The sequence below is a fragment of the Enterobacter sp. Ag1 genome (assembly GCA_000277545.1).
In the GTDB taxonomy this organism is placed as follows: Bacteria; Pseudomonadota; Gammaproteobacteria; order Enterobacterales; family Enterobacteriaceae; genus Cedecea.
Map to the genome: position 1 here is coordinate 86,117 of AKXM01000006.1, position 25,047 is coordinate 111,163.

23 protein-coding genes are annotated in these 25,047 nt (G+C 54.6%); 7 read left to right on the forward strand and 16 right to left on the reverse strand.

All coding sequences use genetic code 11. The annotated features are described in order from the left end of the window. Nucleotides 1–35: 35 nt before the first annotated feature. The 3 genes from rpsI to zapE all read right to left on the reverse strand — a co-directional run bounded on the left by rpsI (nucleotide 36) and on the right by zapE (nucleotide 2,224). Nucleotides 36–428 (reverse strand): 30S ribosomal protein S9, encoded by a 393-nt coding sequence (rpsI, locus tag A936_RS03985; protein ID WP_000829818.1) that lies wholly within the window; start codon nucleotides 426–428, stop codon nucleotides 36–38. A 15-nt stretch (nucleotides 429–443) separates the two neighbouring features. Next, entirely contained in the window at nucleotides 444–872 is a 429-nt protein-coding gene (gene rplM / locus A936_RS03990) for a 50S ribosomal protein L13 (protein WP_008454874.1), read from the reverse strand. Nucleotides 873–1,099: 227 nt separating this feature from the next. Further along, nucleotides 1,100–2,224, reverse strand: a complete 1,125-nt coding sequence (gene zapE, locus A936_RS03995) for a cell division protein ZapE (protein WP_008454876.1) — start codon at nucleotides 2,222–2,224, stop codon at nucleotides 1,100–1,102. Nucleotides 2,225–2,400: 176 nt separating this feature from the next. Between zapE and zapG the strand changes: the two genes are divergently transcribed. The 3 genes from zapG to degS all read left to right on the forward strand — a co-directional run bounded on the left by zapG (nucleotide 2,401) and on the right by degS (nucleotide 5,500). Continuing rightward, on the forward strand, nucleotides 2,401–2,799 hold the full coding sequence (zapG, locus tag A936_RS04000; protein WP_008454880.1) for a Z-ring associated protein ZapG: 399 nt from the start codon (nucleotides 2,401–2,403) through the stop codon (nucleotides 2,797–2,799). 174 nt (nucleotides 2,800–2,973) lie between these two features. After that, the gene (degQ, locus tag A936_RS04005) at nucleotides 2,974–4,344 is read left to right on the forward strand and encodes a serine endoprotease DegQ (protein ID WP_008454881.1); all 1,371 of its coding nucleotides are present in this window, start codon (nucleotides 2,974–2,976) and stop codon (nucleotides 4,342–4,344) included. A gap of 88 nt (nucleotides 4,345–4,432) precedes the next feature. Continuing rightward, entirely contained in the window at nucleotides 4,433–5,500 is a 1,068-nt protein-coding gene (gene degS, locus A936_RS04010) for an outer membrane-stress sensor serine endopeptidase DegS (RefSeq protein WP_008454882.1), read from the forward strand. Between the two features lie 57 nt (nucleotides 5,501–5,557). Here degS and mdh read toward each other — a convergent pair whose 3' ends face one another. Then, entirely contained in the window at nucleotides 5,558–6,493 is a 936-nt protein-coding gene (mdh, locus tag A936_RS04015) for a malate dehydrogenase (protein ID WP_008454883.1), read from the reverse strand. 488 nt (nucleotides 6,494–6,981) lie between these two features. Between mdh and argR the strand changes: the two genes are divergently transcribed. The 3 genes from argR (at nucleotide 6,982) to yhcN (A936_RS04030) (ending at nucleotide 8,476) form a co-directional block, all read left to right on the forward strand. Further along, the gene (gene argR / locus A936_RS04020) at nucleotides 6,982–7,452 is read left to right on the forward strand and encodes a transcriptional regulator ArgR (protein WP_008454885.1); all 471 of its coding nucleotides are present in this window, start codon (nucleotides 6,982–6,984) and stop codon (nucleotides 7,450–7,452) included. A gap of 369 nt (nucleotides 7,453–7,821) precedes the next feature. After that, entirely contained in the window at nucleotides 7,822–8,085 is a 264-nt protein-coding gene (gene yhcN / locus A936_RS04025) for a peroxide/acid stress response protein YhcN (protein WP_008454886.1), read from the forward strand. A 124-nt stretch (nucleotides 8,086–8,209) separates the two neighbouring features. Further along, complete coding sequence (yhcN, locus tag A936_RS04030) at nucleotides 8,210–8,476, forward strand: peroxide/acid stress response protein YhcN (RefSeq protein ID WP_008454887.1); 267 nt, start codon at nucleotides 8,210–8,212, stop codon at nucleotides 8,474–8,476. A 71-nt stretch (nucleotides 8,477–8,547) separates the two neighbouring features. Here the strand turns inward: yhcN (A936_RS04030) and A936_RS04035 are convergent, their stop codons facing one another. The 5 genes from A936_RS04035 to aaeX form a co-directional block, all read right to left on the reverse strand. Further along, nucleotides 8,548–8,820 carry a barstar family protein gene (locus A936_RS04035; protein ID WP_008454888.1) on the reverse strand — a complete coding sequence of 91 codons (273 nt, stop codon included), beginning with the start codon at nucleotides 8,818–8,820 and terminating at the stop codon, nucleotides 8,548–8,550. A gap of 35 nt (nucleotides 8,821–8,855) precedes the next feature. After that, nucleotides 8,856–10,310 carry an NAD-dependent succinate-semialdehyde dehydrogenase gene (locus A936_RS04040; protein ID WP_008454889.1) on the reverse strand — a complete coding sequence of 485 codons (1,455 nt, stop codon included), beginning with the start codon at nucleotides 10,308–10,310 and terminating at the stop codon, nucleotides 8,856–8,858. A gap of 98 nt (nucleotides 10,311–10,408) precedes the next feature. After that, nucleotides 10,409–12,370, reverse strand: coding sequence for a p-hydroxybenzoic acid efflux pump subunit AaeB (gene aaeB / locus A936_RS04045; RefSeq protein ID WP_008454890.1), 1,962 nt, complete (start codon nucleotides 12,368–12,370; stop codon nucleotides 10,409–10,411). 10 nt (nucleotides 12,371–12,380) lie between these two features. Continuing rightward, a complete protein-coding gene (gene aaeA / locus A936_RS04050; protein ID WP_008454891.1) occupies nucleotides 12,381–13,313 on the reverse strand; it encodes a p-hydroxybenzoic acid efflux pump subunit AaeA in 933 nt (310 codons plus the stop codon). A gap of 7 nt (nucleotides 13,314–13,320) precedes the next feature. Further along, nucleotides 13,321–13,524: a p-hydroxybenzoic acid efflux pump operon protein AaeX gene (gene aaeX / locus A936_RS04055; protein ID WP_008454892.1), complete on the reverse strand. Its 204-nt coding sequence runs from the start codon at nucleotides 13,522–13,524 to the stop codon at nucleotides 13,321–13,323. A gap of 177 nt (nucleotides 13,525–13,701) precedes the next feature. Here aaeX and aaeR point away from each other — a divergent pair, with 177 nt between their 5' ends. Beyond that, nucleotides 13,702–14,649, forward strand: a complete 948-nt coding sequence (gene aaeR, locus A936_RS04060; protein ID WP_034807694.1) for an HTH-type transcriptional activator AaeR — start codon at nucleotides 13,702–13,704, stop codon at nucleotides 14,647–14,649. A gap of 17 nt (nucleotides 14,650–14,666) precedes the next feature. On the opposite strand, the gene tldD is transcribed toward aaeR, so the two are convergent. From tldD to mreB, 7 genes are all read right to left on the reverse strand, one after another. Next, nucleotides 14,667–16,112 (reverse strand): metalloprotease TldD, encoded by a 1,446-nt coding sequence (gene tldD / locus A936_RS04065; protein WP_008454894.1) that lies wholly within the window; start codon nucleotides 16,110–16,112, stop codon nucleotides 14,667–14,669. A gap of 86 nt (nucleotides 16,113–16,198) precedes the next feature. Next, nucleotides 16,199–20,011 carry an AsmA2 domain-containing protein YhdP gene (gene yhdP, locus A936_RS04070; RefSeq protein WP_008454896.1) on the reverse strand — a complete coding sequence of 1,271 codons (3,813 nt, stop codon included), beginning with the start codon at nucleotides 20,009–20,011 and terminating at the stop codon, nucleotides 16,199–16,201. A 206-nt stretch (nucleotides 20,012–20,217) separates the two neighbouring features. Then, nucleotides 20,218–21,687 (reverse strand): ribonuclease G, encoded by a 1,470-nt coding sequence (gene rng, locus A936_RS04075; RefSeq protein ID WP_008454897.1) that lies wholly within the window; start codon nucleotides 21,685–21,687, stop codon nucleotides 20,218–20,220. Then, nucleotides 21,677–22,270: a Maf family protein gene (locus A936_RS04080; RefSeq protein WP_008454898.1), complete on the reverse strand. Its 594-nt coding sequence runs from the start codon at nucleotides 22,268–22,270 to the stop codon at nucleotides 21,677–21,679. Before A936_RS04080 ends, rng begins: the two co-directional genes overlap by 11 nt. A 9-nt stretch (nucleotides 22,271–22,279) precedes the next feature. Then, on the reverse strand, nucleotides 22,280–22,768 hold the full coding sequence (gene mreD / locus A936_RS04085) for a rod shape-determining protein MreD (RefSeq protein ID WP_008454899.1): 489 nt from the start codon (nucleotides 22,766–22,768) through the stop codon (nucleotides 22,280–22,282). Next, a complete protein-coding gene (gene mreC / locus A936_RS04090) occupies nucleotides 22,768–23,754 on the reverse strand; it encodes a rod shape-determining protein MreC (RefSeq protein ID WP_008454901.1) in 987 nt (328 codons plus the stop codon). The genes mreD and mreC overlap by 1 nt, the downstream gene beginning before the upstream one ends. Nucleotides 23,755–23,818: 64 nt before the next feature. Then, on the reverse strand, nucleotides 23,819–24,862 hold the full coding sequence (gene mreB, locus A936_RS04095; protein ID WP_000913396.1) for a rod shape-determining protein MreB: 1,044 nt from the start codon (nucleotides 24,860–24,862) through the stop codon (nucleotides 23,819–23,821). Between the last annotated feature and the right edge of the window lie 185 nt (nucleotides 24,863–25,047).

Genomic DNA, 25,047 nt, shown 5'->3' on the forward strand with positions numbered 1-25,047 from the left:
CCAACTGTCTTGCTGCCTGAACAGGCAGAGAACAATTAACGTTTGGAGAACTGAGGACGACGACGTGCTTTACGCAGACCGACTTTCTTACGTTCAACCTGACGAGCATCACGGGTAACGAAGCCAGCTTTACGCAGCTCGGAACGCAGGGACTCATCGTACTCCATCAGAGCGCGGGTGATACCGTGACGGATCGCACCAGCCTGACCAGAGATACCACCACCTTTAACGGTGATGTACAGATCCAGTTTCTCAACCATGTCGACCAGTTCCAGCGGCTGACGAACTACCATGCGGGCAGTTTCACGACCGAAGTACTGTTCCAGAGAACGTTGGTTGATAACGATTTTGCCGTTGCCCGGTTTGATAAACACGCGAGCTGCGGAACTTTTGCGGCGACCAGTGCCGTAGTATTGATTTTCAGCCATTGCCTATAATCCCGATTAAATGTCCAGAACTTGCGGTTGCTGTGCCGCGTGGTTGTGCTCGGTGCCCGCGTAAACTTTCAGTTTACGGAACATTGCACGACCCAGCGGGCCCTTTGGCAGCATGCCTTTAACCGCGATTTCAATCACACGCTCAGGACGGCGGGCAATCATCTCTTCAAAGGTCGCTTGTTTGATACCACCGATGTGGCCGGTGTGGTGGTAGTACACTTTGTCAGTACGCTTGTTGCCGGTTACAGCAACTTTGTCAGCGTTCAGAACGATGATGTAATCACCAGTATCAACGTGCGGAGTGTATTCCGCTTTGTGCTTACCGCGCAGACGGCGAGCCAGTTCAGTAGCCAGACGACCTAAGGTCTTACCTTCAGCATCAACGACATACCAGTCGCGCTGTACAGTTTCTGGTTTAGCTGTAAAAGTTTTCATTAAAAGCTTACCCAATATATAGTTACACGTTGGTGAACACCCAAACGTTTAAAATCAGTCGAGGTTCACGCGACATTGTCCAGCAAACCTACCCCTTCGAATAGCCTATGCCGGCACGACAAAAGTTTTGGGAAAAAAACTTTGGTTGTAACGTGGGGTCGCAAGATTATAGAGAAGTCGACCTCAAAGATCGACCACAATTTGTCGTTGATATCACATATTCATCGTCACGGCAGATGAGGCCGGCGTAAATACTCTTCACTTTGCATTTCCTGCAGCCTGGAAAGACAACGCTGGAACTCAAACTTAAGCCTTTCCCCTTGATAAATATTGAATAGCTCGGTCTCAGCAGACACCACCAGCTTGACGTGGCGCTCATAGAATTCGTCCACCATAGCGATAAAACGGCGTGCCTCACTCTCCATCAACGTTGTCATCACCGTTACATTAAACAGCAGGACGGTGTGGAACTGGCGCGAAAGCGCGATGTAATCATGTTGGCTGCGCGCGTCCACGCATAGCGTGCTGAAATCGATAGCCAGCGTCTGGTTTGCGGCCCCCATCGTCACCATTGGCCGATGGTTGATTTCCAGCACCGGCGCACCTTCGCGCGTTGCCCCGGCCAGAGCGACATAAAGCTTTTCCATTTGCAGCGCGGAGTCTGCATTCAGCGGTGACAGCCAAAGGTGTGCCTGAGTCAGCGTTCTCAGGCGGTAATCAATCCCGGCATCCACGTTCATCACGTCGCAATAGCGTTTGATTGCTTCGATGGCGGGTAAGAACCGCGCGCGCTGCAGCCCATTGCGGTACAAATCATCCGGCGGGATGTTCGAGGTGGCCACCAGCGTGATGCCTCGCGCAAAAAGCGCTTTCATTAATGTACCCAGCAGCATGGCATCGGTGATATCAGAGACAAAAAATTCGTCGAAGCACAGCACATCCGTTTCGGCCTTAAAGCCGTCAGCAATAATTTCCAGCGGATCCGTGTGGCCCTGCTGCTGCGCCAGCTCTTCGTGAACCCGAAGCATAAAGCGGTGAAAGTGCAGCCTGAGTTTGCGCTCTCCCGGCAAACTCTGAAAAAACATATCCATCAGCCAGGTTTTACCTCGCCCCACGCCTCCCCACATATACAAACCCCGGGCGGGCTCCTGCCCGGCCTGAACCTCTTTTTTACCGAACAGCTTGCCGAACTTAGTCAGCAACCCACCGGCAGGCGCGGGCGTAGGTGCAACGGACAATGCTTGCCAGATAGCGTCCAGGCGCATAATCGCTTCGCGCTGCACATCATCAGGTTGAAAACTGCCTTCTGCCAGGGCCTGCTGGTAGCGCGCTGCAGGAGAGAGATTTTGCATGGTATTATTATCTTCCCTTTATAATCGGATAGCCGTTCACTGCCTTTTTCGAACCGGTTGTCCAAAAAAAGGCCGTTCTACCCTAAGCGATGCAGCGTCAGGATTCCACTTCTCTTAGGTTAACGGTTATAGTGGCTACATTACCCTACGGAATCACAAGATAACGGGAGAAGTTCATGACTTGGGAATATGCGCTTATTGGGTTAGTAGTGGGCCTTATTATCGGCGCCGTAGCCATGCGTTTCGGCAATCGTAAGCTGCGCCAACAGCAAGCTCTGCAGTATGAGCTGGAAAAAAACAAAGCGGAGCTTGAAGAGTACCGCGAAGAGTTAGTCAGCCATTTTGCCCGCAGCGCCGAGCTGCTGGATAACATGGCGCACGATTATCGCCAGCTGTATCAGCACATGGCAAAAAGCTCCAGCAGCCTGCTGCCGGAGATGACAGCGGAAGCCAATCCGTTCCGTAACCGTCTTGCCGAGTCTGAAGCCGGGAACGATCAGGCGCCGGTTCAGATGCCGCGCGATTATTCAGACGGTGCTTCCGGCCTGCTTCGCGCCGGTGCAAAACGCGATTAATCCCTGTTTTAGCTTTTCCGGGGCACAGTTCAGGTGCCCCATCCTTTCCTGACCCAGCTATCATTTAATTATCTTGTGCTTTCTTATTACGCCATTGTGAGTCGATTGATCTTTCAATAACATCAATTGCGTGAGTGGGCATTCCTTTTTCCAGGTGACGAGAGCCAGCATCCAATGAAGAAACAAACACGGCTGTTGAATGCATTAGCGTTAAGCGTCGCTCTGACGCTCGGCGTATCCCCTCTGGCAAGCGCGTCACTGCCTTCCCAGGTTCCAGGCCAGCCGGCTTTGCCAAGCCTTGCGCCGATGCTGGAAAAAGTCTTACCGGCGGTCGTCAGCGTACAGGTTGAAGGCACCGCCTCAGCGCCCAGCCAGAAAGTGCCGGAAGAGTTCAAAAAATTCTACGGCGATGAAGCCCCCTCCGACACACCTCAGCAGTTTGAAGGCTTGGGTTCCGGCGTCATCATCAACGCCGCAAAAGGCTATGTCCTGACCAACAACCATGTGATTAATCAGGCACAGAAAATCAGCGTGCAGCTGAATGACGGGCGTGAATTTGATGCCAAACTGATTGGCGGGGACGATCAGAGCGACATCGCGCTACTTCAGTTGCAAAACGCGACCGGGCTTACCGAAATCAAAGTGGCCGACTCTGACAAGCTCAAAGTGGGTGATTTTGCGGTTGCGGTGGGTAACCCATTTGGCCTCGGTCAAACAGCGACTTCCGGCATCGTTTCCGCACTGGGCCGCAGCGGCCTGAACCTTGAAGGTCTGGAAAACTTTATTCAAACAGATGCTTCAATCAACCGGGGTAACTCCGGCGGCGCGCTGCTCAACCTGAACGGCGAACTGATTGGCATCAACACTGCGATTCTTGCTCCCGCAGGCGGCAGCGTAGGAATTGGTTTTGCTATCCCGAGCAATATGGCCCAAACCCTCGCCAAACAGCTGATGGAATTTGGTGAAATCAAACGTGGCCTGCTGGGAATCAAAGGCATGGAGATGAACGCCGACATCGCCAAAGCGTTTAACCTTTCCACCCAGCGCGGTGCCTTTGTCAGTGAAGTTCTGCCTCAGTCAGGGTCGGCAAAAGCGGGCGTTAAAGCCGGGGATATCATCACCAGCCTGAACGGTAACCCGCTGAGCAGTTTCGCCGAATTACGAGCGAAAATTGCCACAACCGAGCCCGGCACCGTGGTGAAACTGGGCTTGCTGCGCGACGGCAAACCACTGGAAGTGAGCGTGACGCTGGACAAGAGCACCGCCTCTTCCGCAAGCGCAGAATTGATCCTGCCGGCGCTGCAGGGTGCCACGCTAAGCGATGGGCAACTGAAGGACGGCGGCAAGGGCATTCGTCTGGATAACGTGGATAAAGGCACGCCTGCGGCTCAGGTTGGTCTGCACAAAGACGATATCATCGTCGGCATTAACCGTGAGCGAATTCATACTATCGCCGAAATGCGCAAAGTGCTGGAAACCAAGCCTGCGGTCATTGCGCTGCATGTTGTTCGCGGCGAACAGAGCCTCTATTTGCTGTTGCGTTAACGGAAGCAGAGAAACGGACATCGTCTGTACGATGTCCGTCCAACTCATGCTATTCTGCGGTCGATCTCTCACTTATTAACTCAAACTCATGTTTCTAAAGATCTTACGTTCGGTGATCATTGGGCTGATTGTTGCGGGGCTGCTGCTGCTCGCGATGCCGTCGTTACGCAAAGCCGTTGGCCCACTTGCGCCGGCACAATATGACAGCACCGACGAAACGCCGATGAGCTTTAATCCGGCCGTGCGCCGCGCTGCCCCGGCGGTAGTGAACGTGTACAATCGCAGCGTCGGCAATAACGGCCAAAACCAGCTTCAAATCAAGACGCTCGGCTCTGGCGTTATCATGGACGGACGCGGCTACATCATTACCAATAAACACGTGATCAACGATGCCGAGCAAATCATCGTTGCGCTCCAGGACGGGCGAGTGTTTGAAGCCCTGCTTATTGGGTCCGATAGCCTGACCGACCTGGCTGTGCTGAAAATCAACGCCACCAACCTGCCGATCATTCCTATTAACGGCAAGCGCCAGCCCCATATTGGCGATGTGGTCATGGCCATCGGTAACCCTTACAACCTGGGGCAGACGGTCACGCAGGGCATTATCAGCGCGACCGGCCGCATCGGCCTGAGCCCTTCGGGCCGACAGTCGTTCCTGCAAACTGACGCCTCAATTAACCGCGGTAACTCCGGCGGGGCGCTGGTGAATTCGCTCGGGGAACTGATGGGCATCAACACCCTGTCGTTTGACAAGAGCAATGACGGCGAAACGCCGGAAGGGATTGGTTTTGCGATACCGACCCAACTGGCGACCAAAATAATGGATAAGCTCATCCGCGATGGCCGGGTTATTCGAGGCTACATCGGCATTGGCGGCAGAGAAATCACCCCGCTGCATGGCCCTTCCACAGGCATCGATCAGCTACAAGGGATTATCGTTAATGCTGTATCCCCGGACGGCCCGGCAGCTCAGGCTGGTATTCAGGTTAACGACGTGATTATCTCGGTTAACCACAAACCGGCTATCTCGGCGCTGGAAACCATGGACCAGGTGGCGGAAATTCGCCCAGGCTCGGTGATTCCGGTCGAAGTCATGCGTGAAGACAAGAAACTCACGCTGCAGGTCACCGTGCAGGAATACCCCGCCGGAAGCTAAACGGCAGACATAAAAAAACCGGAACCTGAGTTCCGGTTTTTTTTATCCAGGCGTCGATTACTTAACGAATTCTTCGCCCAGTTGGATATCTTTCTTCAGGGTATCCAGCATGCCTTCCATCGCGTTTTTCTCAAATGCGCTGAGGGTGCCGATAGCTTTACGCTCAACGATACCATTTTTACCCAGCAGCAGCGGCTGGGAGAAGAAACGTGCGTGCTCGCCGTCGCCTTCAACGTAAGCGCATTCCACAACGTTGCTTTCGCCTTTCAAAGCGCGAACCAGAGACAGACCGAAACGAGCCGCAGCCTGGCCCATAGACAGCGTTGCGGACCCGCCACCGGCTTTCGCTTCAACCACTTCAGTACCCGCGTTCTGGATACGTTTGGTCAGGTCAGCGACTTCCTGCTCGGTGAAGCTCACGCCAGGGATCTGGGACAGCAGCGGCAGAATGGTTACGCCAGAGTGGCCGCCAATCACCGGGACTTCGATATCCGTTGGCTGCTTGCCTTTCAGCTCGGCAACAAAGGTGTTGGAGCGGATGATATCCAGCGTAGTGACGCCGAACAGTTTGTTCTTATCGTAAACACCCGCTTTTTTCAGCACTTCTGCGGCAATCGCCACGGTGGTGTTTACCGGGTTGGTAATAATACCGATGCAAGCTTTAGGGGCGGTTTTCGCCACTTGCTCGATCAGGTTTTTCACAATACCCGCGTTCACGTTGAACAGGTCGGAACGATCCATACCTGGTTTACGTGCAACACCTGCGGAGATCAGCACCACATCTGCACCCACCAGCGCAGGGGTAGCATCTTCGCCGGAGAAACCTTTGATTTTCACGTCAGTCGGGATATGACTCAGATCCACCGCAACCCCTGGGGTTACTGGCGCAATGTCATACAGAGAGAGTTCTGAGCCTGAAGGCAGTTGGGTCTTAAGTAGAAGGGCAAGCGCCTGGCCGATACCGCCAGCTGCGCCGAGGACTGCAACTTTCATCCTAAACTCCTTATTATGGTTAGCAAAATCGTGCCGTAACTCCATGCGGTGGCGACCATAATCCAGAGAGGAGGTAATTACAATCTTCCCGCCGCCAGATTGCGATATAAAGCAATCACCGACCGCGTTGCTGCTGCATTTACTCGCCGGGAGGAACGACGCCATAGCGCCCGGTCACGACCTGATGTGGTTACATCAACGGCGGTTACATTACCCCTCCACGCACACCAAAACAACATCATTTTGATAACATTTAATTTACTTTGAAGCTTATTTGCGAGTCGTGACACAGGCATGTTCGCCGATAACGAAATTTGATAAAATCGCCCGCTTTCATAACATTATTTCAGGCTGATCTCCGCCGGATGATTCTCCCACGCTATTCAGGCCGCCGTAAAATCAGGCACCTGAAGGAAGATGAACAATTTGCATAAAAATTCATTTAAATGCATAATAATGTTATCTCTTTTACCCAGGATAGGTTATTTATGCGTAACTCCTCAAAACAAGAAGAATTAGTAAAGGCTTTCAAAGCATTACTTAAAGAAGAGAAATTCAGCTCACAGGGCGAGATAGTTCAGGCGTTACAAAACGACGGCTTCGAAAACATCAACCAATCCAAAGTGTCCCGCATGCTGACCAAATTCGGCGCGGTAAGAACGCGTAATGCAAAAATGGAAATGGTCTACTGCCTGCCTGCCGAGCTGGGCGTCCCGACGACCTCCAGCCCGCTAAAAAACCTGGTTCTGGATATCGACTATAACGACGCAGTCGTAGTGATCCATACCAGCCCTGGCGCCGCACAGCTCATTGCTCGCCTGCTGGACTCACTGGGAAAAGCGGAAGGTATTCTGGGCACCATTGCCGGGGACGACACTATTTTCACCACGCCAGCCAATAACTTCACGGTGAAAGAGCTCTACGAAGCCATCCTGGTGCTGTTCGAACAAGAGCTGTAATCACTCCCCCTCTTCTCAGCCCGCCGTCATGACGCGGCGGGCCTCTCATTTGGTAATCTTCCGTAAATAAACCTCAATCCAGCGTATGGAATTGCTTCAATACCATTCCACAGGGCATTGTTCTGCGTGTTACCGCACAAATAGTCAAATTCACCCATATCTATGATTTTACTTATATTTAACAAAAAAGCCGTGATAAAAATGTCTTTTTAATAACTATCAGGAATAAAAAATCATTTCGTTAATTTAAAGTTGCATAGGCAACAATTAGCAGGGTATTAATTTTTCCCGTAACTAGTGTATACTTGATTTCGTGATGAGGGTCACAGAACGATGACCCAACCAAAAGAATACGACGAGGAAAAAACCATGAACATGAAAGCCACTTTAGTTACCGCCAGCCTGCTCTCCGCTCTGTCATTCGGCGTTTTCGCCGCTGACTCTATCGACGCTCAGCAAGCGCAGAATCGCCAGTCACTGGGTACCGTTTCCGTTGATGACATCGGCAGTTCTCCGATGGATATGCACGAAATGCTGAACCAAAAAGCTGAGCAAAACGGCGCTTCCGCTTATCGCGTGATCGAAGCCCGCACCGGTGGACACTGGCACGCAACGGCAGAACTGTACAAATAAGCGTTCTTAGCCCTAAGCCAGTTGAATAGAGTTGAGTAGAAACGTTAAGCCTCGGCGGCCCTAAGTAGAAAAATCGCGATTAAGCCCTTCCGGCCGCCACGTTAAACCTTCAGGAGTAAAGACTATGAAAACCAAATTAACTATCGCCGCACTGAGCCTGCTGTCCTTTATCTCTTTAGGCGCTAACGCTGCCGCACACCAGATCAACAGCGAACAAGCTCAAGGCCTGCAATCCATGGGTTCCATTTCTGTAAGCCAGGTCGGCAGCGCACCAATGGATATGCGTCAGGAATTGTCCCAGAAAGCCACAGAACAAGGTGCCTCTGCTTACCGCGTGATTGAAGCCCGTAGCGGCGATAACTGGCACGCAACCGCAGAGCTGTACAAATAAACCCTCGTCGTACTTGTCCTACGACTTTGCCCCCGCTCGCCGGGGGCTTTTTTATGGCCGCGGCTCAAACGCTAGCCGTGAATGTTAAAGCGGAGCTGGCCTTCCAGTTCTTCTTCTGCCTCGTCAAAAAGCAGAATGAGCGCCCCGAACCTGCGCCGCTTGCTCTCCGGCAAATGCGCAAATTCGATCTCCACGGGCAGCGGTAACATTGACGCCGTGACCACGTCCCACAGGCTATCCAGGTCGTGAACCTGCTCTTTGCGTAGCGCGAGTTGCTCCGCAAACTGGCGATAGAAAGCCAGGTTGTCCTCGATGTGGTTAAAATCAAAAGTAAATTTTTTCATCGCTGCCGCCCCGACTCTTTTAAGCAAGCGCTGAGCTAAAGCCCGCCGATATGTAGCGTTTTCACTTCAAGGAACTCGTCCAGCCCCAGTACGGAGCCTTCACGCCCTAACCCCGACTCTTTCACGCCGCCGAAGGGCCCCAGTTCCGTAGAAACAGCACACTCATTGATCCCAACCATGCCACTTTCCAGAGCCTGAGAGACCCGGAAAACGCGCTGTAAATTCTGGGTATAGAAATAGGCCGCCAGCCCAAATGGCGTATTGTTGGCTCTTTCGATGACCTCTTCTTCCGTTTCAAAGCGGAAGCAGGCCGCAAGGGGGCCAAACGTCTCTTCCCTGGCCAGTTTCATATCATCGTTAGCGTTGATGATAACGGTGGGCTGCCAGAAATTGCCGCCCAGCGCATGGGGCTTGCCGCCGACAAGCGCTTTCCCACCTTTCGCCAGCGCGTCATCAACATGCTCTCGTACTTTTTCCACCGCAGATTGCTCAATCAGCGGCCCGACAATCACGCCCTCTTCCAGGCCGTTGCCTACTTTCAGCTTCCCAACCTCTGCAGCAAGCTTATTCACAAAACTGTCGTACACATTTTGCTGGATGAAGAAACGGTTAACGCTGACGCAAACCTGGCCAGCATTACGGAATTTGTTAGCAATGGCACCTTTTACCGCCGCATCAATATCCGCGTCATCAAACACGATATAAGGCGCATTGCCCCCCAGCTCCATCGACACTTTTTTCATCGTTTCTGCGGCATTACGCATCAGCGTTTTGCCCACCGCCGTTGAACCCGTGAAGGAGATTTTGCGCACCTGATGGCTGGCCATAATGGCATCGCTAATTTCCTGGGTTTTCCCGGCCACGGCATTCAATACGCCGTCCGGCACGCCGGCCTGCTTCGCCAGTTCCAGCAAAGCAAAAGCGGAAAGAGGCGTGTTATTCGCGGGCTTTATCACTCCGGTACAGCCAGCGGCCAGAGCAGGCCCGAGCTTGCGGGTCAGCATCGCCATGGGGAAATTCCACGGCGTGATTGCCGCGACTACGCCGACGGGTTCACGCGTGGCCAGAATGCGAGAACCGGGCTTAACCGGAGGAATAATCTCGCCATTGGCGCGTTTGCCCTGTTCAGCAAACCACTGAATGAAGCTGGCGGCGTAATCCACTTCACCCTCAGCCTCTTTGAGCGGCTTCCCCTGCTCAAGGGTCATTAACCGGGCGAGCCAGCTTTTGTTCGCCAGCATCAGTTCAAACCAACGGTAGAGAATTTCAGATCGCTGTTTGGCGGTTTTCGCCCGCCAGGCGGGGAAAGCTTTGCTGGCGGCCTCAATCGCGGCTTCGGTTTCTCGTTTGCCGGCTCTTGCCACTCTGGCCACTATTTCTCCCGTAGCAGGATTCAGCACATCAAAAGTGTCTTCGAGCGAATGCCACTTGCCTGCGACCAGATAGCCGGTTTTAAAGAGCTCACTTTGCGGGAGTGTCTGATTCGTCATAATAGCTCCTGTTCATAAGTGTTCATCCCATGGACCGCAGTTAAGTATAGATAGAAAAAAGCCGACGCAGGCGTCGGCTCTTCAGGCTAAGGTTGGGCTCAGGCGTTAATCAGCGTGTGCCGGTAGCGATGTAAAATGTCCGCCAGCCGTTTCACCGGCTCGGTGACCTGCCGCGGCGCTTCCCACAGGCGAAGTTTCTCTTGATAGATTTCCAGCTCGCCTAAAAGGCTTTCGTAATAGCGCTCTCGCTTATCATCACTGCTGGCAGAAATCACCTTATCCGCCGTTTTACGCAACTGCCGGTGGAAGGCAGAGAGATCGTCATTGACCGGGATAGGCGCATCGCGCAGGCGTTGATGCGCGATGATTAGCGTCAGCGCAAGGCGATAACGATCTATGTCGCCAGGGAACATGTTCAACAGTAAAAACAGCTGCTGATACAGCGCCGGAAGGTGGTTCTCTTTCCGCCGGGCATTATTAGTCGTCAGCGCCGATACCGCAGCGGAGACAAACTGGTTCAGTAGCGTGCGGCCCGTGCGCTCTTTCGAATTATCTCGGATCAGCAGGATCACCATCATGGCCAGGAAACAACCGACGATCTGCCCCAGCGCGCTGTCGAGGAAGCTACTGAAATGGAAAGTCATCGGGTTATCCAGCACGATAATATTTATCGTCCCGGCCAGCGCCCCCATAGAACCCAGCCGCCGCTTCTGCACCTCAATGCCCATAAAGAAGCCCAGCAGGGCAAGGCTGATACACAGCAGCAGCATACTCTGCTGCGTGGACGGCAGCACCACAAGGAAGTAGAACGCGCCGAGCGGCAGCGCCACCAGCATGCCATACAGGAAGTCGAGCGAAACCATGCGCGGGTTAGGCAGGCGCATTGCCAGCGCCGTCACCACCGCAATCATCACCATCGCGCCGCTGCCGGATGTCCAGCCGGTCCAGAGCCAGAACAGGCTTCCAAGCACGCAGGAAATCGTCGTGCGCCAGAAGTTAATCATCGCGTGATGGCCCTCGGCGGATTCCACCTTCACCACCGCTTCACCGTTCAGCACTTCTTCTTCAATCGCGCTCACGCGGCTATTACTGATAAACCCGCGCTTCAGCAACAGATAGCGGGTCGAGGCGGAAACCCAGGATCCGATGGTTATCGGTGTGGCCTTTTCGCCCATCGCAGATATCGCTCGGCGCAGCACTTTCATCCGCTTATAAACGTCGTCGGCGGTTTCCACTTCGACGGCAAAAAGCTGGCGGAATTCTGGCGTGACGTATTCGGGCCGGGTGTTTTGAATCAGGAAAGTTTCACAGGCCTGGGTGATCAGCGTCAGCGAAAGGGTGTTGATCGCTTTCAGGCGTCGGTTGGCCTTCGCCCAGCGGGCGGATTCCATATTCAGGTTGGCACGCATGCCGTTCAGCGCGGTGACTTTACGCACCAGCCCGCTCCAGGCTTTATCCACCTCTTCTTTGTCGCCGTGGGCAATACAAAGCTGCATCAGGCGGTATTGGTCCACCAGCAGGTTATCCAGTTCCCGGTCAATCTCCTGCTTGATGGAACGCGGAGAAAACAGCAGGTCGGCGACGATGGCACACACAATCCCGATAACGATTTCGCTACAGCGTTCAACGGCAAACTGCGGCGTAGTCAGCGGAGCAACCTGAATAGTGACCACAATAATCAGCGCAGTGTAGCCCGCGAGGCCCCAGGCATAGGAGTTTTCGACGCGAACAAGCGACGAGACCCAGGTACAGAATCCAGCCCAGATACAGCACACCAGCAGCATGACAACCGGGGCACGGATCAGCGTGATAATGATGACCAGCGCGGCCGCACAGCCAATAAATGTCCCGATAATGCGCAGCATCCCGCGGTAGCGTATGGCCCCGGAATAAGGCTCTCCTCCAGCGGCAAAGGCTGGCCCAGCGGCCACAATCGCGGCGGTCAGCACCGCCCAGCGCGGCGTTTCCAGCTCAAAGTGAAAACCGACAAACACCGCCAGAACAATGGCGAAAGCGAGCTTTATCGCAAAGCGGACGTGCAGCCTGGAAATGTTATACATAGCGGCCTGCTTAACCGAACTCGCGCAGACGATGCATCAGCTTAATAAAGGCTGAGTCATTCTCCGCTTTGCGGTCTTTTTCTCCCGTCACAACGACAGTGGCCGTTGTCCCGGCGGGATACAGATTCCCCATCTGTTCATCAAGGCGGATTCTGACCGGCACACGCTGAGCAAGGCGGACCCACTCAAGGTTGGAGTCGACCGTTGCCATGCCTTTTGAATCGCTGGTACTGCTGGCGTTCGTCACCCCGGCAGAGATGCTGTCGACGCTGCCGCGCAGCACGCGGTTACTGCCAAGCGGCGTGATCTGTACGCGATAGCCCGGACGAATTCCTTCCAGTTTGGTTTCTTCCATGTAGGCCAGAATGTAGAACGAATTCTGTTTCACCAGCGCGACGGACGCTGCGCCGCGGTTAATAAATTCCCCGGTGTGCACGTTAAGGTTGGTTACCCAGCCGTCCGCTGGGGCACGAATGACCGTGCGCTGCAGGTCTAGTTTGGCCAGATCGCGCGTCGCCTGGGCTTTATCTAGCTGATGAAGAACGGTTTGCAGCGAGTTGTTGGACTGATCAATCTCTTCGCGCGACATGGCCTGAATGCCAAGGGAGTTACGCCGCCCGGCTTCACGACGTTTTTCAGAGGACAGCGCCTGGTAATAAGCCACGTCTGCTTCGGCCTGCTCGAGCGCTTTCTGGTAGCGCGGCTGGTCGATGGTGAACAGCACCTGGTCTTTTTTCACCAGTTGGTTGTCCTGAACGTTCACGCTGGTGATAAGCCCGGACACGTCCGGCGCAATGGCAACAACGTCAGCGGTGAAACGCGCGTCTCGTGTCCACGGGGATTCGGTGTAAAACACCCACGCACGGAAGATAGCGATGAAGGCCAGCAGCACCAGCAAAAGCGTGATAGCGGTACGGGTTATGTTTCTTGTTAGTATTTTCACATCAACCTCAAACGAACAAACGCGAAATCAGATAAAAAAGGCAGCAATAGAGAGCTGTATTGAATAATGCAGGGTGCCAGACAAAATCATAAATGCCGGTTGGGGTCAGCAGCCGACGCGCCAGCCAGAACGCGGCGAGCGACAAAATTAATTCGAAGAATATCGGCGGAAAGGAAAGACCGAATATTACGATAACCGGAAATAGACTCATTTTGACCTTGATAAGATAATGCAGGCGATACATAACTCGACGACAAACCGCGACGGAGAGGCCAGAAAAGGCGGGCGAGCGTGCGGTATGAGTTATGTTAATAATAATATATTAACGTAACTGTTACCCTGTTATCTATAATGTGTGATCTAAATCACTTTTCACTCAGAGTGAACAATGGAACGACTGAAACGTATGTCGGTGTTTGCCAAAGTCGTTGAACTTGGCTCCTACACCGCTGCCGCAAGGCAGCTACAAATGAGCGTCTCTTCCATCAGCCAGATCGTGTCCAAGCTGGAAGATGAGCTACAGGTTAAACTGCTTAACCGCAGCACCCGCAGCATTGGCCTGACCGAAGCCGGCAAAATTTATTATCAAGGCTGCCGCAAAATGCTGCACGAAGCACAGGAAGTCCACGAGCAGCTTTACGCCTTTAACAACACGCCTATCGGCACGCTGCGCATCGGTAGCTCTTCAACTATGGCACAGAATGTTCTCGCCGACATGACCGCCGAAATGCTGCGTGAACATCCCGGCCTGACCGTCAACCTGGTCACCGGCATACCGGCACCTGACCTGATTGCCGATGGTCTTGATTTGGTCATTCGCGTCGGCGCTTTGCAGGATTCGAGCCTGTTTTCCCGCAGGCTGGGGTCAATGCCAATGGTGGTTTGTGCCGCCAAAAGCTATCTGCACATTCACGGTACGCCGGAAAAACCGGCTGATTTGGCTAACCATTCATGGCTGGAATACAGCATCCGGCCGGATAATGAATTTGAGCTGATTGCGCCCGAAGGGATCTCGACCCGCCTGTTGCCGCAGGGCCGCTTTGTCACCAACGATCCGATGACGCTCAGCCGGTGGCTGAAAGCCGGAGCAGGTATTGGCTATGCGCCGCTGATGTGGGTGATCGACGAGATAAATAGCGGACAGCTGGAGATCCTGTTCCCTCGCTATCAGTCCGATCCCCGTCCGGTGTACGCGCTGTATACCGAAAAAGACAAACTGCCGCTGAAGGTGCAGGTATGTATTAACTATCTGACGAACTATTTTGTGAAGGTAGCGGAGCTTTATCAGGGCGTGCAGGGCAGGAACGGGAAGGCAAAACAAACGGGCCGGAGCTAGTCCGGCCTCATATTGACTCAGGCAGTGCCGCCCACGGTCAGGTTATCAACCTTCAGGGTTGGCTGGCCGACGCCAACCGGCAGGCTTTGGCCTTCTTTACCGCAGACGCCGACGCCGTTATCCAGCGCCAGATCGTTCCCAACCATAGAAATTTGCTGCATGGTTTCGATGCCGGACCCAATCAGCGTGGCGCCTTTCACTGCCCTGGTCACCTTCCCTTTTTCAATCAGGTAGGCTTCCGAGGTGGAGAACACAAACTTGCCGGAGGTGATGTCTACCTGACCACCGCCGAAGTTTGGCGCGAAGATGCCGTAATCCACGGACTCGATAATCTCCTGCGGCGTGGATTTCCCGGCCAGCATGTAGGTGTTGGTCATGCGCGGCATCGGCAGGTGGGCATAGGACTCACGGCGACCGTTCCCGGTAGGCGCCACGCCCATCAGGCGGGCATTGAGCTTGTCCTGCATATAGCCTTTAAGAATGCCGTTTTCGATCAGCACGTTGTACTGACCCGGCACGCCTTCGTCATCAATAGAGACGGAACCACGGCGGTTAGCCATCGTGCCATCATCCACCACGGTACAGAGTTCGGAGGCCACCAGCTGGCCCATCTGGCCGCTGAAGACCGAAGTCCCGCGACGGTTAAAGTCGCCTTCCAGACCGTGCCCGACCGCTTCGTGCAGCAGCACGCCTGGCCAGCCTGCGCCCAGTACCACCGGAAGCATTCCCGCCGGAGCAGCAACGGCGGACAAATTAACCATCGCCATGCGCACGGCTTCTTTCGCCCAGGCATCAGCCCGCACTTCGCCGTTCACGCTTTCCAGGAAATACTCATAGCCAAAACGACCGCCGCCGCCGCTTGCACCGCGCTCGCGCTTGCCGTCTTCCTCAACCTGAACGCTAACCGACAGGCGTACCAGAGGGCGAACATCAGCCGCCAGCGTACCGTCCGTGGCCGCAACCAGGATCAATTCATACACGCCGGTCAGGCTGGCGCTAACTTCCTGCACTCGGGCATCCGCGGCGCGCGCAACGCTGTCCACGCGTCTCAGGATGTCGAGCTTCTCTTCACGCGTCATGCTTAGCAGCGGATCGGCGCCGGTATAAAGCGCACTATGCGGAACGTTACCCAGCGTACGGGCGCGTCCGTCGCCCTGCTCACGAACGATACTGCGGGCCGCATGAGCGCTTTGCTCCAGCGCTTGCAAAGTAATTTGATCGGCATAGGCAAACCCGGTTTTCTCACCGCTAACCGCACGAACGCCAACGCCCTGATCGATATTCCATGAACCGTCTTTAATAATACGGTCTTCCAGCACCCAGGATTCATGATAGCTGGACTGGAAATAGAGATCGCCGTAGTCGAGACGGCGCTCGGACAGCTGCCCGAGAATGGAAAACAGATCTTGATGGGTTAAGCCATTCGCAGACAGCAACTGCTCACTTACCAGGTTAAGACTCATCGTTTCGCTACTCTTATTGCTTATCGCCCGTTTGGCGAGGAATGGTTTATTTATGGAGCTTGCGGCAATTAACCGCTAACGTCAAATCAGTGAGCTTCGCTGGTGCGCGGCTGCCGCAGCACTTCATCAATTTTCGGTTTATCTACCGGGCCGGTAATGCTGTAGCGCAGCACCGAGATTTTGCTCCACAGCGGGCCAAGCACTTTACTGGCGGCAAACACCGCGGCGCCGACTATTGGGTTAACCGCAAAAGCGGTAGCCACGCCTACCGTCGCGGAGATTTCAGGGGCAACAACCGCTTCCATATTTAGCTCGCGACGGACTAAGTCCACCGAGCCTTTCATCGCGATATCCGCCTCAAGCCCGTCAACCAGCGTGTCGTCAGTATGCAATACGCCATCTTTTATCCAGGCGGTGCTGCGAATCGAGTCGTAGTAGAATCCGCTGCCAAAGGTATCGCTAAAATCGAAACGGAGTTTGCGAAGCAGCGCGTCAAAGCTGACCAGACGCAGAAGCTGGCCCGCATGGCCCGTGCTGACGTCGGTAATTTGCCCTTTCCCCAGCCTGGTATGCAGAATACCGTTCAGCGAAGCTTCATCCGGCTTCCAGGGTACCGCCCGCCAGTGCAGGTCATAATCAACGTCGAAAGAAGAGCCCTGCAGCGGTGTTTTCACGCCAAAGAAGTTCGCGGCCGCGTCGAGCTTCTCGCCCTTCAGCTTGCCTTTTAGGGAAGTACGTTCGCTGCCGGGCTTATTCACCCATTCACCGTCGGCGGTGAGGCGAGCAAAGCCGGTATCAATCAGCCCATTGGCCAGCTGCAGCGTGTCGCCATTAATGGTCACATCTCCATCGATACGGCCATATTTCTGTCCCCACAGCCAGCACTCCGCGCAGCGCAACTGCACATTTGGCCAGCCACGGAAGCTAAGCGTATCGCCGCTTTCCGGGACCTGCTGCGTCTCCGTTCCGTTTGCACCACTCGGGAGAACGCTCCAGTTCGGGTTGAAATAAAGATACTTAACGCTGGCCTGCCAGGGCGCGTTGTTCTTCATGTTCAGCGAGGCATTAATTTCACGTCCCTGGGCCTCAACCTGCGTGCCGTTCATCTCCGGGCGAGAAACCAGGCTCAGGTTATGCCATTGCTGGCCCGCCAGCGTTAATGCCGGAGTCCGCAGTGTCACTGCGGACGGGAAGATGGCAGATCCCCCAACGCTGTCCGCCGCGCCTTCACTGAAGAGCGCCAGCCACTGAGCACCGTCCATTGCAGGGAGATCGAGCTCCACGCCCGGTTGCTCTGGCAGAGGCGGCACAGTTTTACTGTCCGTCGCCCAAATAGCCCGGTCGAGGGTGAGTTTCTTATTCAGCAGCCAGCGGCTGGAGAAGTGATTGAGCGCGCCTGCATTGCCCGTGAGATCGAAGCCCTTTAAATCGCCCTTAACGGCGATATTCAGGGGCAGCGCTGCCCCGGATTTTTTATCTACAGGCGCAGGTAAGTGACTGCTCACATTCTTCAGATCGCCCGCCAGATTGACCTTGTAACTGGCGCTGCCGTGATAAGGCAGCGTAATACCCACGTCGCCTTTCCACGCGATGTTTCCGCTGAGCGCGTCGTTGACCTGCTTCGGCAACACACCGGTTTTATTGGGCTGCCAGTCGCCGCTCAGGTTGACGCCAATCTGATAGTCTTTATCGCCAGTTTTGGTGTTGAAGTTCAGGCTCACCGGCTGATTAAACCAGCTCGCGCTCATCGCTTCACTCTGCAGGTCACCGTTGGTAAAGCTGAATTTGCCGCTCAGATTATGCAGCGTACTGTTCAGCGGTTTGATCAGCAGCGTGTTGTTGTTCAGCCGCACATCGCCTTTGGCCGTTGTCATTTCACCAGTGAGAGGAATATCCAGATGTAAGCGGGCATTCACATCGCCGCCAATCTGGAGTTCATCCAGCGCGGCAGCCAGGGAATCATCCAGCGGCGTATCTTTGAAATAAGGCCCTACCGCATTGCCCGGGCCATTGATGTCGGCATCTATCAGCAGCTTTTCTTTGGCATAATCGGGGATGTTTGCCGTCAAGTTAATGGCCGTTACACCGCCCAGCTTGACCGACTTGCTGTTCATCCACAGCCCGTTATTGATGAAATCTAGCGTGATATCGAGGTTTTCCAGCGCAGGCCAGTCCGGCTGGAAAGCAAATTTTGCGTTACGAAGCGGGACGTATACCTCAAACTGGCCTTCATTGTGCTCGTAGGGGAAAAGATGTGGGTTGCCGCCGTACACCAGCGTGGCGTTATCGGCCTGGCCACCCTGAATCGCCGAGCTGAGATAATCCGTCAGCTCTTTGCCCATCAGGTTTTCCGGGAAGTAGCGCCAGGCGTCCGCACCGTTATCGGTGCTAATGCCCGCCAAAATGCCCAGCCACGGATCGCCGCTGGCGGGCTGGAAGTAGCGGAAATCGCCACGCGCCCAAACGGAGCGAGCCTTAACGTCGATATTCTTGCCGTCTAGCTGGAAGCCGTCTGCGTTTTTCTGCCAGGCAAGCGTCGCTACGCCTTTCTCAATCTCAAGCGGCGCGCGGAAGACGGTTTCATAAGGCATTTTTGCGTCGGTGATTTCGGCATTAAGCTGCCCGTTTGCGACGCTGCCGGTCACCGATCCTGAGAAGTGCTCCGCGCCAGGCAACAGTTTCCACTGCTTCCAGCTCACATCTTTCCACCGGGCCTGCAGACGAGTCAGCTCGGTTTGCTGGAGCGGAATGTCCAGCGCCAGCACGTCAATGTGGCCCTGAGGCTGCAGCGAAGTCCAGATATCCCCCAGCTGCGGCGAAATTTTGGCGGCAATCGGCAACAGGCCATTAAACCTGTCCAGTTCCATATTGCTGGCGCGTACGCGAAGTTCATCGCTGCGCTGGCTTTGTTTCCCGCCTACATCCTGCGGGGCTACCCAGGCCACAGAGAGCGAGCCTTTCGGCCACGCCTGGTCATCCAGCGTGATATTGGTAGAAGGGACGGAGATCTGCCAGCTGGATTTCTCCCGGCTGACCTGAGCGGTAAGATTATCGACCGAAAGCGAGTGCGTCACGCTGCCGGAACCCGGCCAGCTTGCCCCGCCTTTTTTCAGCCAGATGCTGCCGCCGCTGATATCCCCTTCTTTCACATCCATCCAGGCTTCGAGGCTAAAACGGGCGCTTTTCAGGTCGACATTGTCTTCCATCCAGCGGCCCAGCCAGGGCTTCACGTCGACGTCATCTGCCTGCAGCCAGACCTTGCCGTTGTTCAGAATCCCGTTTTCATCCCGCAGATCCATACGAACGTTGGCCACGCCGTGCTGGCCGTTAAAGCTGGACAGGCTGACCTGGCCTTCTGCGCGGTGGCGGTTTTTACCGTTAAGCCAGGTCAGTTGAGGAATAGAAAGTTCGGCCCGCTGGCCGGAGAGCGTCAGGAAGCTAAGGGAGCTGTCGCGAAGATCGAAGTGATCGAACTGACGAAGGAAAAGATCGCTGATTTTGTCCGCTTCCAGCGTACCATCTCCACCGTTCTGGCTGAGCGGCGTGTTGGTACGCATTTGCAGCTGATAGAAGGTCAGGTCGCGAAACTGCCAGCGAGCGTGCAGCAGGCTTTGCCAGACATCCAGCGCCAGCGTAACGCGTTTGATACTCAGCGTACCGCCGTCTTTGAGGCCGGCCTTAACGTCGCGAACATCAAGCGTGGGGCCAAAATTCTCCCAGCTTGCCTGTAACTTACTGACTTCCACCGGCAAACCGGTGGCGGCTTCAATTTTATCCAGCAGCGCGGGCCGCCAGGCATCCAGGTGCGGCAAAACGAGCCGCAGGCCACTCACCAGTAGCGCGACGATAACAACCAACGTTACGCCTGTGAGCAGCAGAATGCCGGGCAGTCGCCTCACCTTTCTCTCCTTGTCAGCCTTACGGGCAAAATGCGCATCCGCACATTTGAGGTTGCTGACAAAGAGGGAAAAAGCGTGGTTTTTCCCTCTTTGTGATTATCAGCCGAAAATCAACGAATTGATTTTCCTGTTTTTTTTGACTAAACATCTGGTATTTCTTCTATCATCAGAGGTTTGTCAGTCGTCTGCAATGCGCATTTGCGCATTTACATCATCACGACGTCGAACTGCTCCTGATTGTAGAGCGGTTCAATCTGAACTTTGACCTGTTTACCCACAAAGATTTCTACTTCAGCCAGCGCGTGAGACTCTTCGCTTTTCAACGCCTCGCCCACCGCAGGAGAAGCATAGACCAGGAAACGGTCGGAATCGTAGGCATGATGCACACGAACGATTTCACGCATAATTTCGTAGCAAACCGTTTCCACCGTCTTTACGGTGCCGCGACCGTGGCAGGTCGGGCATTCGTTGCACAGCACATGCTCTACGCTTTCGCGCGTGCGCTTGCGAGTCATCTCGACCAGGCCGAGCTGGGAGAAGCCGTTAATGCTGGTCTTCACGCGATCTTTGCTCAGCGCCTGCTCGAGAGAATGCAGCACGCGGCGGCGGTGATCTTCATTACTCATATCGATGAAGTCGATGATGATAATGCCGCCCAGATTACGCAGCCGGAGCTGGCGCGCGATGGCCTGAGTCGCTTCGATATTTGTATTAAAAATTGTGTCGTCGAGATTGCGATGGCCCACGAACGCGCCGGTATTAATATCCACCGTGGTCATCGCTTCGGTCTGGTCAATCACCAGATAGCCGCCAGACTTCAGTTCCACCTTACGCTCCAGCGCACGCTGGATTTCATTCTCAACGTCGTAGAGATCGAAAATCGGCTGGCGGCCGCTGTAATGCTCGATTTTGCTGGTCATCTCCGGCATGTACTCGGCGGTAAATTCCAGCAGCATTTCGTAAGTCAGGCGGGAATCAACGCGAATTCTGTCCAACGCCGCGTCGGCAAAATCACGCAATACGCGCTGGGCCAACGCCAGTTCACCGTACATCTGGTAGCGGGTTTGATTGCGTTTTTTACGCTCGCTGACCTTGGTCCATACGCGCTTCAGGTAAGCCGCATCAGAGGCTAAATCTTCTTCACACACGCCTTCCGCAGCGGTACGAATAATGAAACCACCTTGCTCATCGCAATACTCATTCACGATACGCTTCAGGCGGTCGCGCTCGGCTTCGCTTTCGATACGTTGGGAAACACCCACGTGAGAAGCGCCGGGCATGAAAACGAGGTAACGGGAAGGAAGCGTGATGTCGGTGGTCAGGCGCGCGCCTTTGGTGCCCAGCGGATCTTTGACCACCTGCACCATTAAATCCTGCCCCTGGCGAACCAGTTCGGCGATGTCGCGCACGCTAAAGTTCTTTTGCTCCTCACCGGCGACGCACTCGGTGTGCGGCATAATGTCAGAAGCATGAAGGAATGCCGCCTTGTCCAGGCCAATATCTACAAACGCCGCCTGCATTCCAGGCAACACCCGGCTAACGCGACCTTTGTAGATATTCCCTACTATTCCGCGGCGCGCTTCGCGCTCAATATGAATTTCTTGCAGTATGCCACCGTCAATATAGGCCACCCGCGTCTCTGATGGGGTAACGTTGACTAATAGTTCAGCCGTCATCTTTTCCTCGTCCGTCACGCAGCGCGTGAAAATTGCTCAGCAACTCACCAGTTTCCACCAGCGGTAATCCCACCACTGCATGATAACTGCCATTAATCCTTTTAACGAAACAGCCACCAAGCCCCTGAATGCCGTAAGCTCCGGCTTTGTCCATAGGTTCACCGCTGGCAATATAATCGGCAATATCCTGTTCGGATAAGCGGCGGAACGTCACATCGGTCACCACCAACGCTTCCAGCACCTGACTGGCGTCGGCGATAGCAACTGCCGTCATCACCTGATGCTGATTGCCTGAGAGCAAACGTAGCATCTGTGCGGCATGCTCTGTATCCCGTGGTTTTTCCAGCACTTCGCCGTTGAAGATAACGATTGTATCCGCACCCAGTACAGGCAAATCTTCGGCGGCCATCGCCACCCCGGCCTGCGCTTTTTCGCGCGCCAGACGGCGAACATACTGTTCCGCGCTTTCGTGCGGCTGTCGCTGTTCTTCAATGCCAGGCACGAGGCGCTCGAAAGAAACGCCCAGCAGGGTCAGAAGCTCCTGACGGCGAGGCGAACCGGATGCCAGATACAACGTAGTCATGTTTACCTTTTATTGCACAGCGAATTGCTGGCGAACTTTGCGCATTAACAGGAAAATCCAGGGCCACAGGATACCGTTAACTACACTACTCCAGAACACTTCCGGTCTGAAAGAGACGTTGATCACTAAAAATTCTGACCAGAAAACAATGATGTCTGTGACCAGCGAGAGCAGCATGACAACCAGCGCCTGCTGCCAAAGGGCGAGGTTACGGAAAAGCTGGTATTTCAGCGCCACCAGGTAAGCCACAATACTTAATGATAGAGCGCGCACGCCGAGCGTGGAGCCGCTAATCAAATCCAGTATGGCGCCCACAATAAAACCTGTCCCGACGTTAACGCGGTGCGGCAGGGCTAAAATCCAGTAAAGCAGAATCAACAATACCCAATCCGGCCGGTAAAACTTGAGGTCATCCGGCCAGGGCATGACCTGCAGTAGCAGGGCAATCAAAAATGAAAGCCAGATAACCCAACGGCCCTGGCTGCGATAACTTCCCACTACTGTGCTCCCGTAGCAGGCTGTGTGATACCGGTTGCTGGCGCTGGGACCGGCGCAGGAGGGCCCATTGAACCCGGCGGCGGCAGAACCTGAGGCATCATCTGCATCAGGCGCTCATTAGCCACGCGGTGGACTTCCTCTGGCGGCATTGGCGACGAACCGTTTTTATCCGCGCCCCAAAGCAGCAACAGATAGCGCAGACGCTGCAGACCGGCGGTAGGACGAGCCTGAATCACGGTATAGGCGCGCTGGGTATCCAGCTTAACGGATGATACAACGCCAACCGGGTAGCCTTCAGGGAAGCGGCCGCCAAGACCAGAAGTCACCAGCACATCGCCGACACGAATATCGGTATTGGCCGGCAGATGCTCCAGCTGCAGATCGTCCGTGCAGCCGTTACCGGCGGCAATCACGCGGATATCGTTACGCAGTACCTGAATAGGCAGCGCGTGAGTGGCATCGCAAATCAGCAGCACCCGGCTGGTCAGCTTCGCGACTGCGACAACCTGGCCGACAACGCCTTTATCACTGATAACCGGCTGACCTTCGTACACGCCGTTCACGCTGCCCTTGTCGATCACCACCTGATCGCTGTACGGATCGTTAACGGTGGAGATGACCTGGGTCACCATTTTTTGTTCATCCTGACGCAGCGGGGAACCGAGCAGCTCGCGCAGGCGCGCGTTCTCCTGCCGGTATTGACCCAGCATCAGCAATTCACTGTTTTTCAGGATTAGCTCCTGACGCAGAACCCGATTTTCAAGTTCAAGCTGGTCGCGCGAGGCCAGCGTTTGAGACACGCTGTCGAGTAATTCACGGGGACCATTAGAGACAAAATAGAAAGGACTGACGGCTGTATCCATGTATGTTCGAATCTGGCTGAACATACCGAGGCGACTGTCGGCGATAATGACACCAAGCGCCACCAGCACCGCCAAAATAAGGCGAATCTGTAGCGACGGGCCACGGCTAAAAATTGGCTTCATAGGCTATGCGTATTCCCAAACCAGCAAGCAGGGGCAGCGCAAAGCTCCCCCTGGCCTGTGGCTGTTACTCTTCGCTAAACAAGTCGCCGCCGTGCATGTCGATCATTTCCAGTGCCTTGCCGCCGCCGCGGGCAACACAGGTCAGTGGATCTTCTGCAACTACTACCGGGATACCCGTCTCTTCCATCAGCAGGCGATCGAGGTTACGCAGCAATGCGCCACCGCCGGTCAGAACCATACCGCGCTCGGAGATATCGGATGCCAGCTCTGGCGGGCACTGTTCCAGCGCAACCATCACCGCGCTAACAATACCGGTCAGTGGCTCCTGCAATGCTTCGAGGATTTCGTTAGAGTTCAGGGTGAAGCCGCGTGGCACACCTTCAGCCAGGTTACGGCCGCGAACTTCGATCTCACGCACTTCATCGCCCGGGTAGGCAGAACCGATTTCGTGTTTGATACGTTCCGCGGTCGCTTCACCAATCAGTGAACCGTAGTTACGGCGCACATAGTTAATGATAGCTTCATCGAAGCGGTCACCGCCGATACGTACGGAAGAGGAGTAAACCACGCCGTTCAGGGAGATAACGGCCACTTCGGTGGTACCGCCACCGATATCCACAACCATGGAGCCGGTTGCTTCAGATACCGGCAAGCCTGCGCCAATTGCCGCAGCCATAGGTTCTTCAATCAGGAACACTTCACGTGCGCCTGCACCCTGTGCGGATTCACGAATAGCACGGCGTTCAACCTGGGTAGCACCTACCGGCACACACACCAGCACGCGCGGGCTTGGGCGCATGAAACTGTTGCTGTGAACCTGTTTGATAAAGTGCTGCAGCATTTTCTCAGTCACGAAGAAGTCAGCGATAACGCCGTCTTTCATCGGACGAATAGCCGCGATGTTGCCCGGGGTACGGCCCAGCATCTGTTTAGCATCATGGCCTACGGCCGCAACGCTTTTTGGCGAGCCGGCGCGGTCCTGGCGAATGGCCACAACGGAGGGCTCATTCAGTACGATGCCTTGTCCTTTCACATAAATCAGGGTATTCGCAGTACCCAGGTCAATGGACAGGTCATTGGAAAACATGCCACGAAATTTTTTCAACATACTAAGGGATAATCCTGAAAGCTGGGGCGGATACAAAATCCGCTTACTTTACCAACCACACGCTACAGCGACAAGGCGCAAAAATGTTCTGCAACGGTGAAAAATAGTGCAGTTCACTACGGCTGTAACACTTTTGAAACGTCTTCCTACATGGCGTTCAGAAATGCGGCAAACGCGGTAGAATA

Bases quoted from the DNA above. Each gene is read 5' to 3' on its own strand.
- rpsI (WP_000829818.1), bottom strand. From the start codon at position 428: ATGGCTGAAAATCAATACTACGGCACTGGTCGCCGCAAAAGTTCCGCA.
- rplM (WP_008454874.1), bottom strand. From the start codon at position 872: ATGAAAACTTTTACAGCTAAACCAGAAACTGTACAGCGCGACTGGTAT.
- zapE (WP_008454876.1), bottom strand. From the start codon at position 2,224: ATGCAAAATCTCTCTCCTGCAGCGCGCTACCAGCAGGCCCTGGCAGAA.
- zapG (WP_008454880.1), top strand. From the start codon at position 2,401: ATGACTTGGGAATATGCGCTTATTGGGTTAGTAGTGGGCCTTATTATC.
- degQ (WP_008454881.1), top strand. From the start codon at position 2,974: ATGAAGAAACAAACACGGCTGTTGAATGCATTAGCGTTAAGCGTCGCT.
- degS (WP_008454882.1), top strand. From the start codon at position 4,433: ATGTTTCTAAAGATCTTACGTTCGGTGATCATTGGGCTGATTGTTGCG.
- mdh (WP_008454883.1), bottom strand. From the start codon at position 6,493: ATGAAAGTTGCAGTCCTCGGCGCAGCTGGCGGTATCGGCCAGGCGCTT.
- argR (WP_008454885.1), top strand. From the start codon at position 6,982: ATGCGTAACTCCTCAAAACAAGAAGAATTAGTAAAGGCTTTCAAAGCA.
- yhcN (WP_008454886.1), top strand. From the start codon at position 7,822: ATGAACATGAAAGCCACTTTAGTTACCGCCAGCCTGCTCTCCGCTCTG.
- yhcN (WP_008454887.1), top strand. From the start codon at position 8,210: ATGAAAACCAAATTAACTATCGCCGCACTGAGCCTGCTGTCCTTTATC.
- A936_RS04035 (WP_008454888.1), bottom strand. From the start codon at position 8,820: ATGAAAAAATTTACTTTTGATTTTAACCACATCGAGGACAACCTGGCT.
- A936_RS04040 (WP_008454889.1), bottom strand. From the start codon at position 10,310: ATGACGAATCAGACACTCCCGCAAAGTGAGCTCTTTAAAACCGGCTAT.
- aaeB (WP_008454890.1), bottom strand. From the start codon at position 12,370: ATGTATAACATTTCCAGGCTGCACGTCCGCTTTGCGATAAAGCTCGCT.
- aaeX (WP_008454892.1), bottom strand. From the start codon at position 13,524: ATGAGTCTATTTCCGGTTATCGTAATATTCGGTCTTTCCTTTCCGCCG.
- aaeR (WP_034807694.1), top strand. From the start codon at position 13,702: ATGGAACGACTGAAACGTATGTCGGTGTTTGCCAAAGTCGTTGAACTT.
- tldD (WP_008454894.1), bottom strand. From the start codon at position 16,112: ATGAGTCTTAACCTGGTAAGTGAGCAGTTGCTGTCTGCGAATGGCTTA.
- rng (WP_008454897.1), bottom strand. From the start codon at position 21,687: ATGACGGCTGAACTATTAGTCAACGTTACCCCATCAGAGACGCGGGTG.
- A936_RS04080 (WP_008454898.1), bottom strand. From the start codon at position 22,270: ATGACTACGTTGTATCTGGCATCCGGTTCGCCTCGCCGTCAGGAGCTT.
- mreC (WP_008454901.1), bottom strand. From the start codon at position 23,754: ATGAAGCCAATTTTTAGCCGTGGCCCGTCGCTACAGATTCGCCTTATT.
- mreB (WP_000913396.1), bottom strand. From the start codon at position 24,862: ATGTTGAAAAAATTTCGTGGCATGTTTTCCAATGACCTGTCCATTGAC.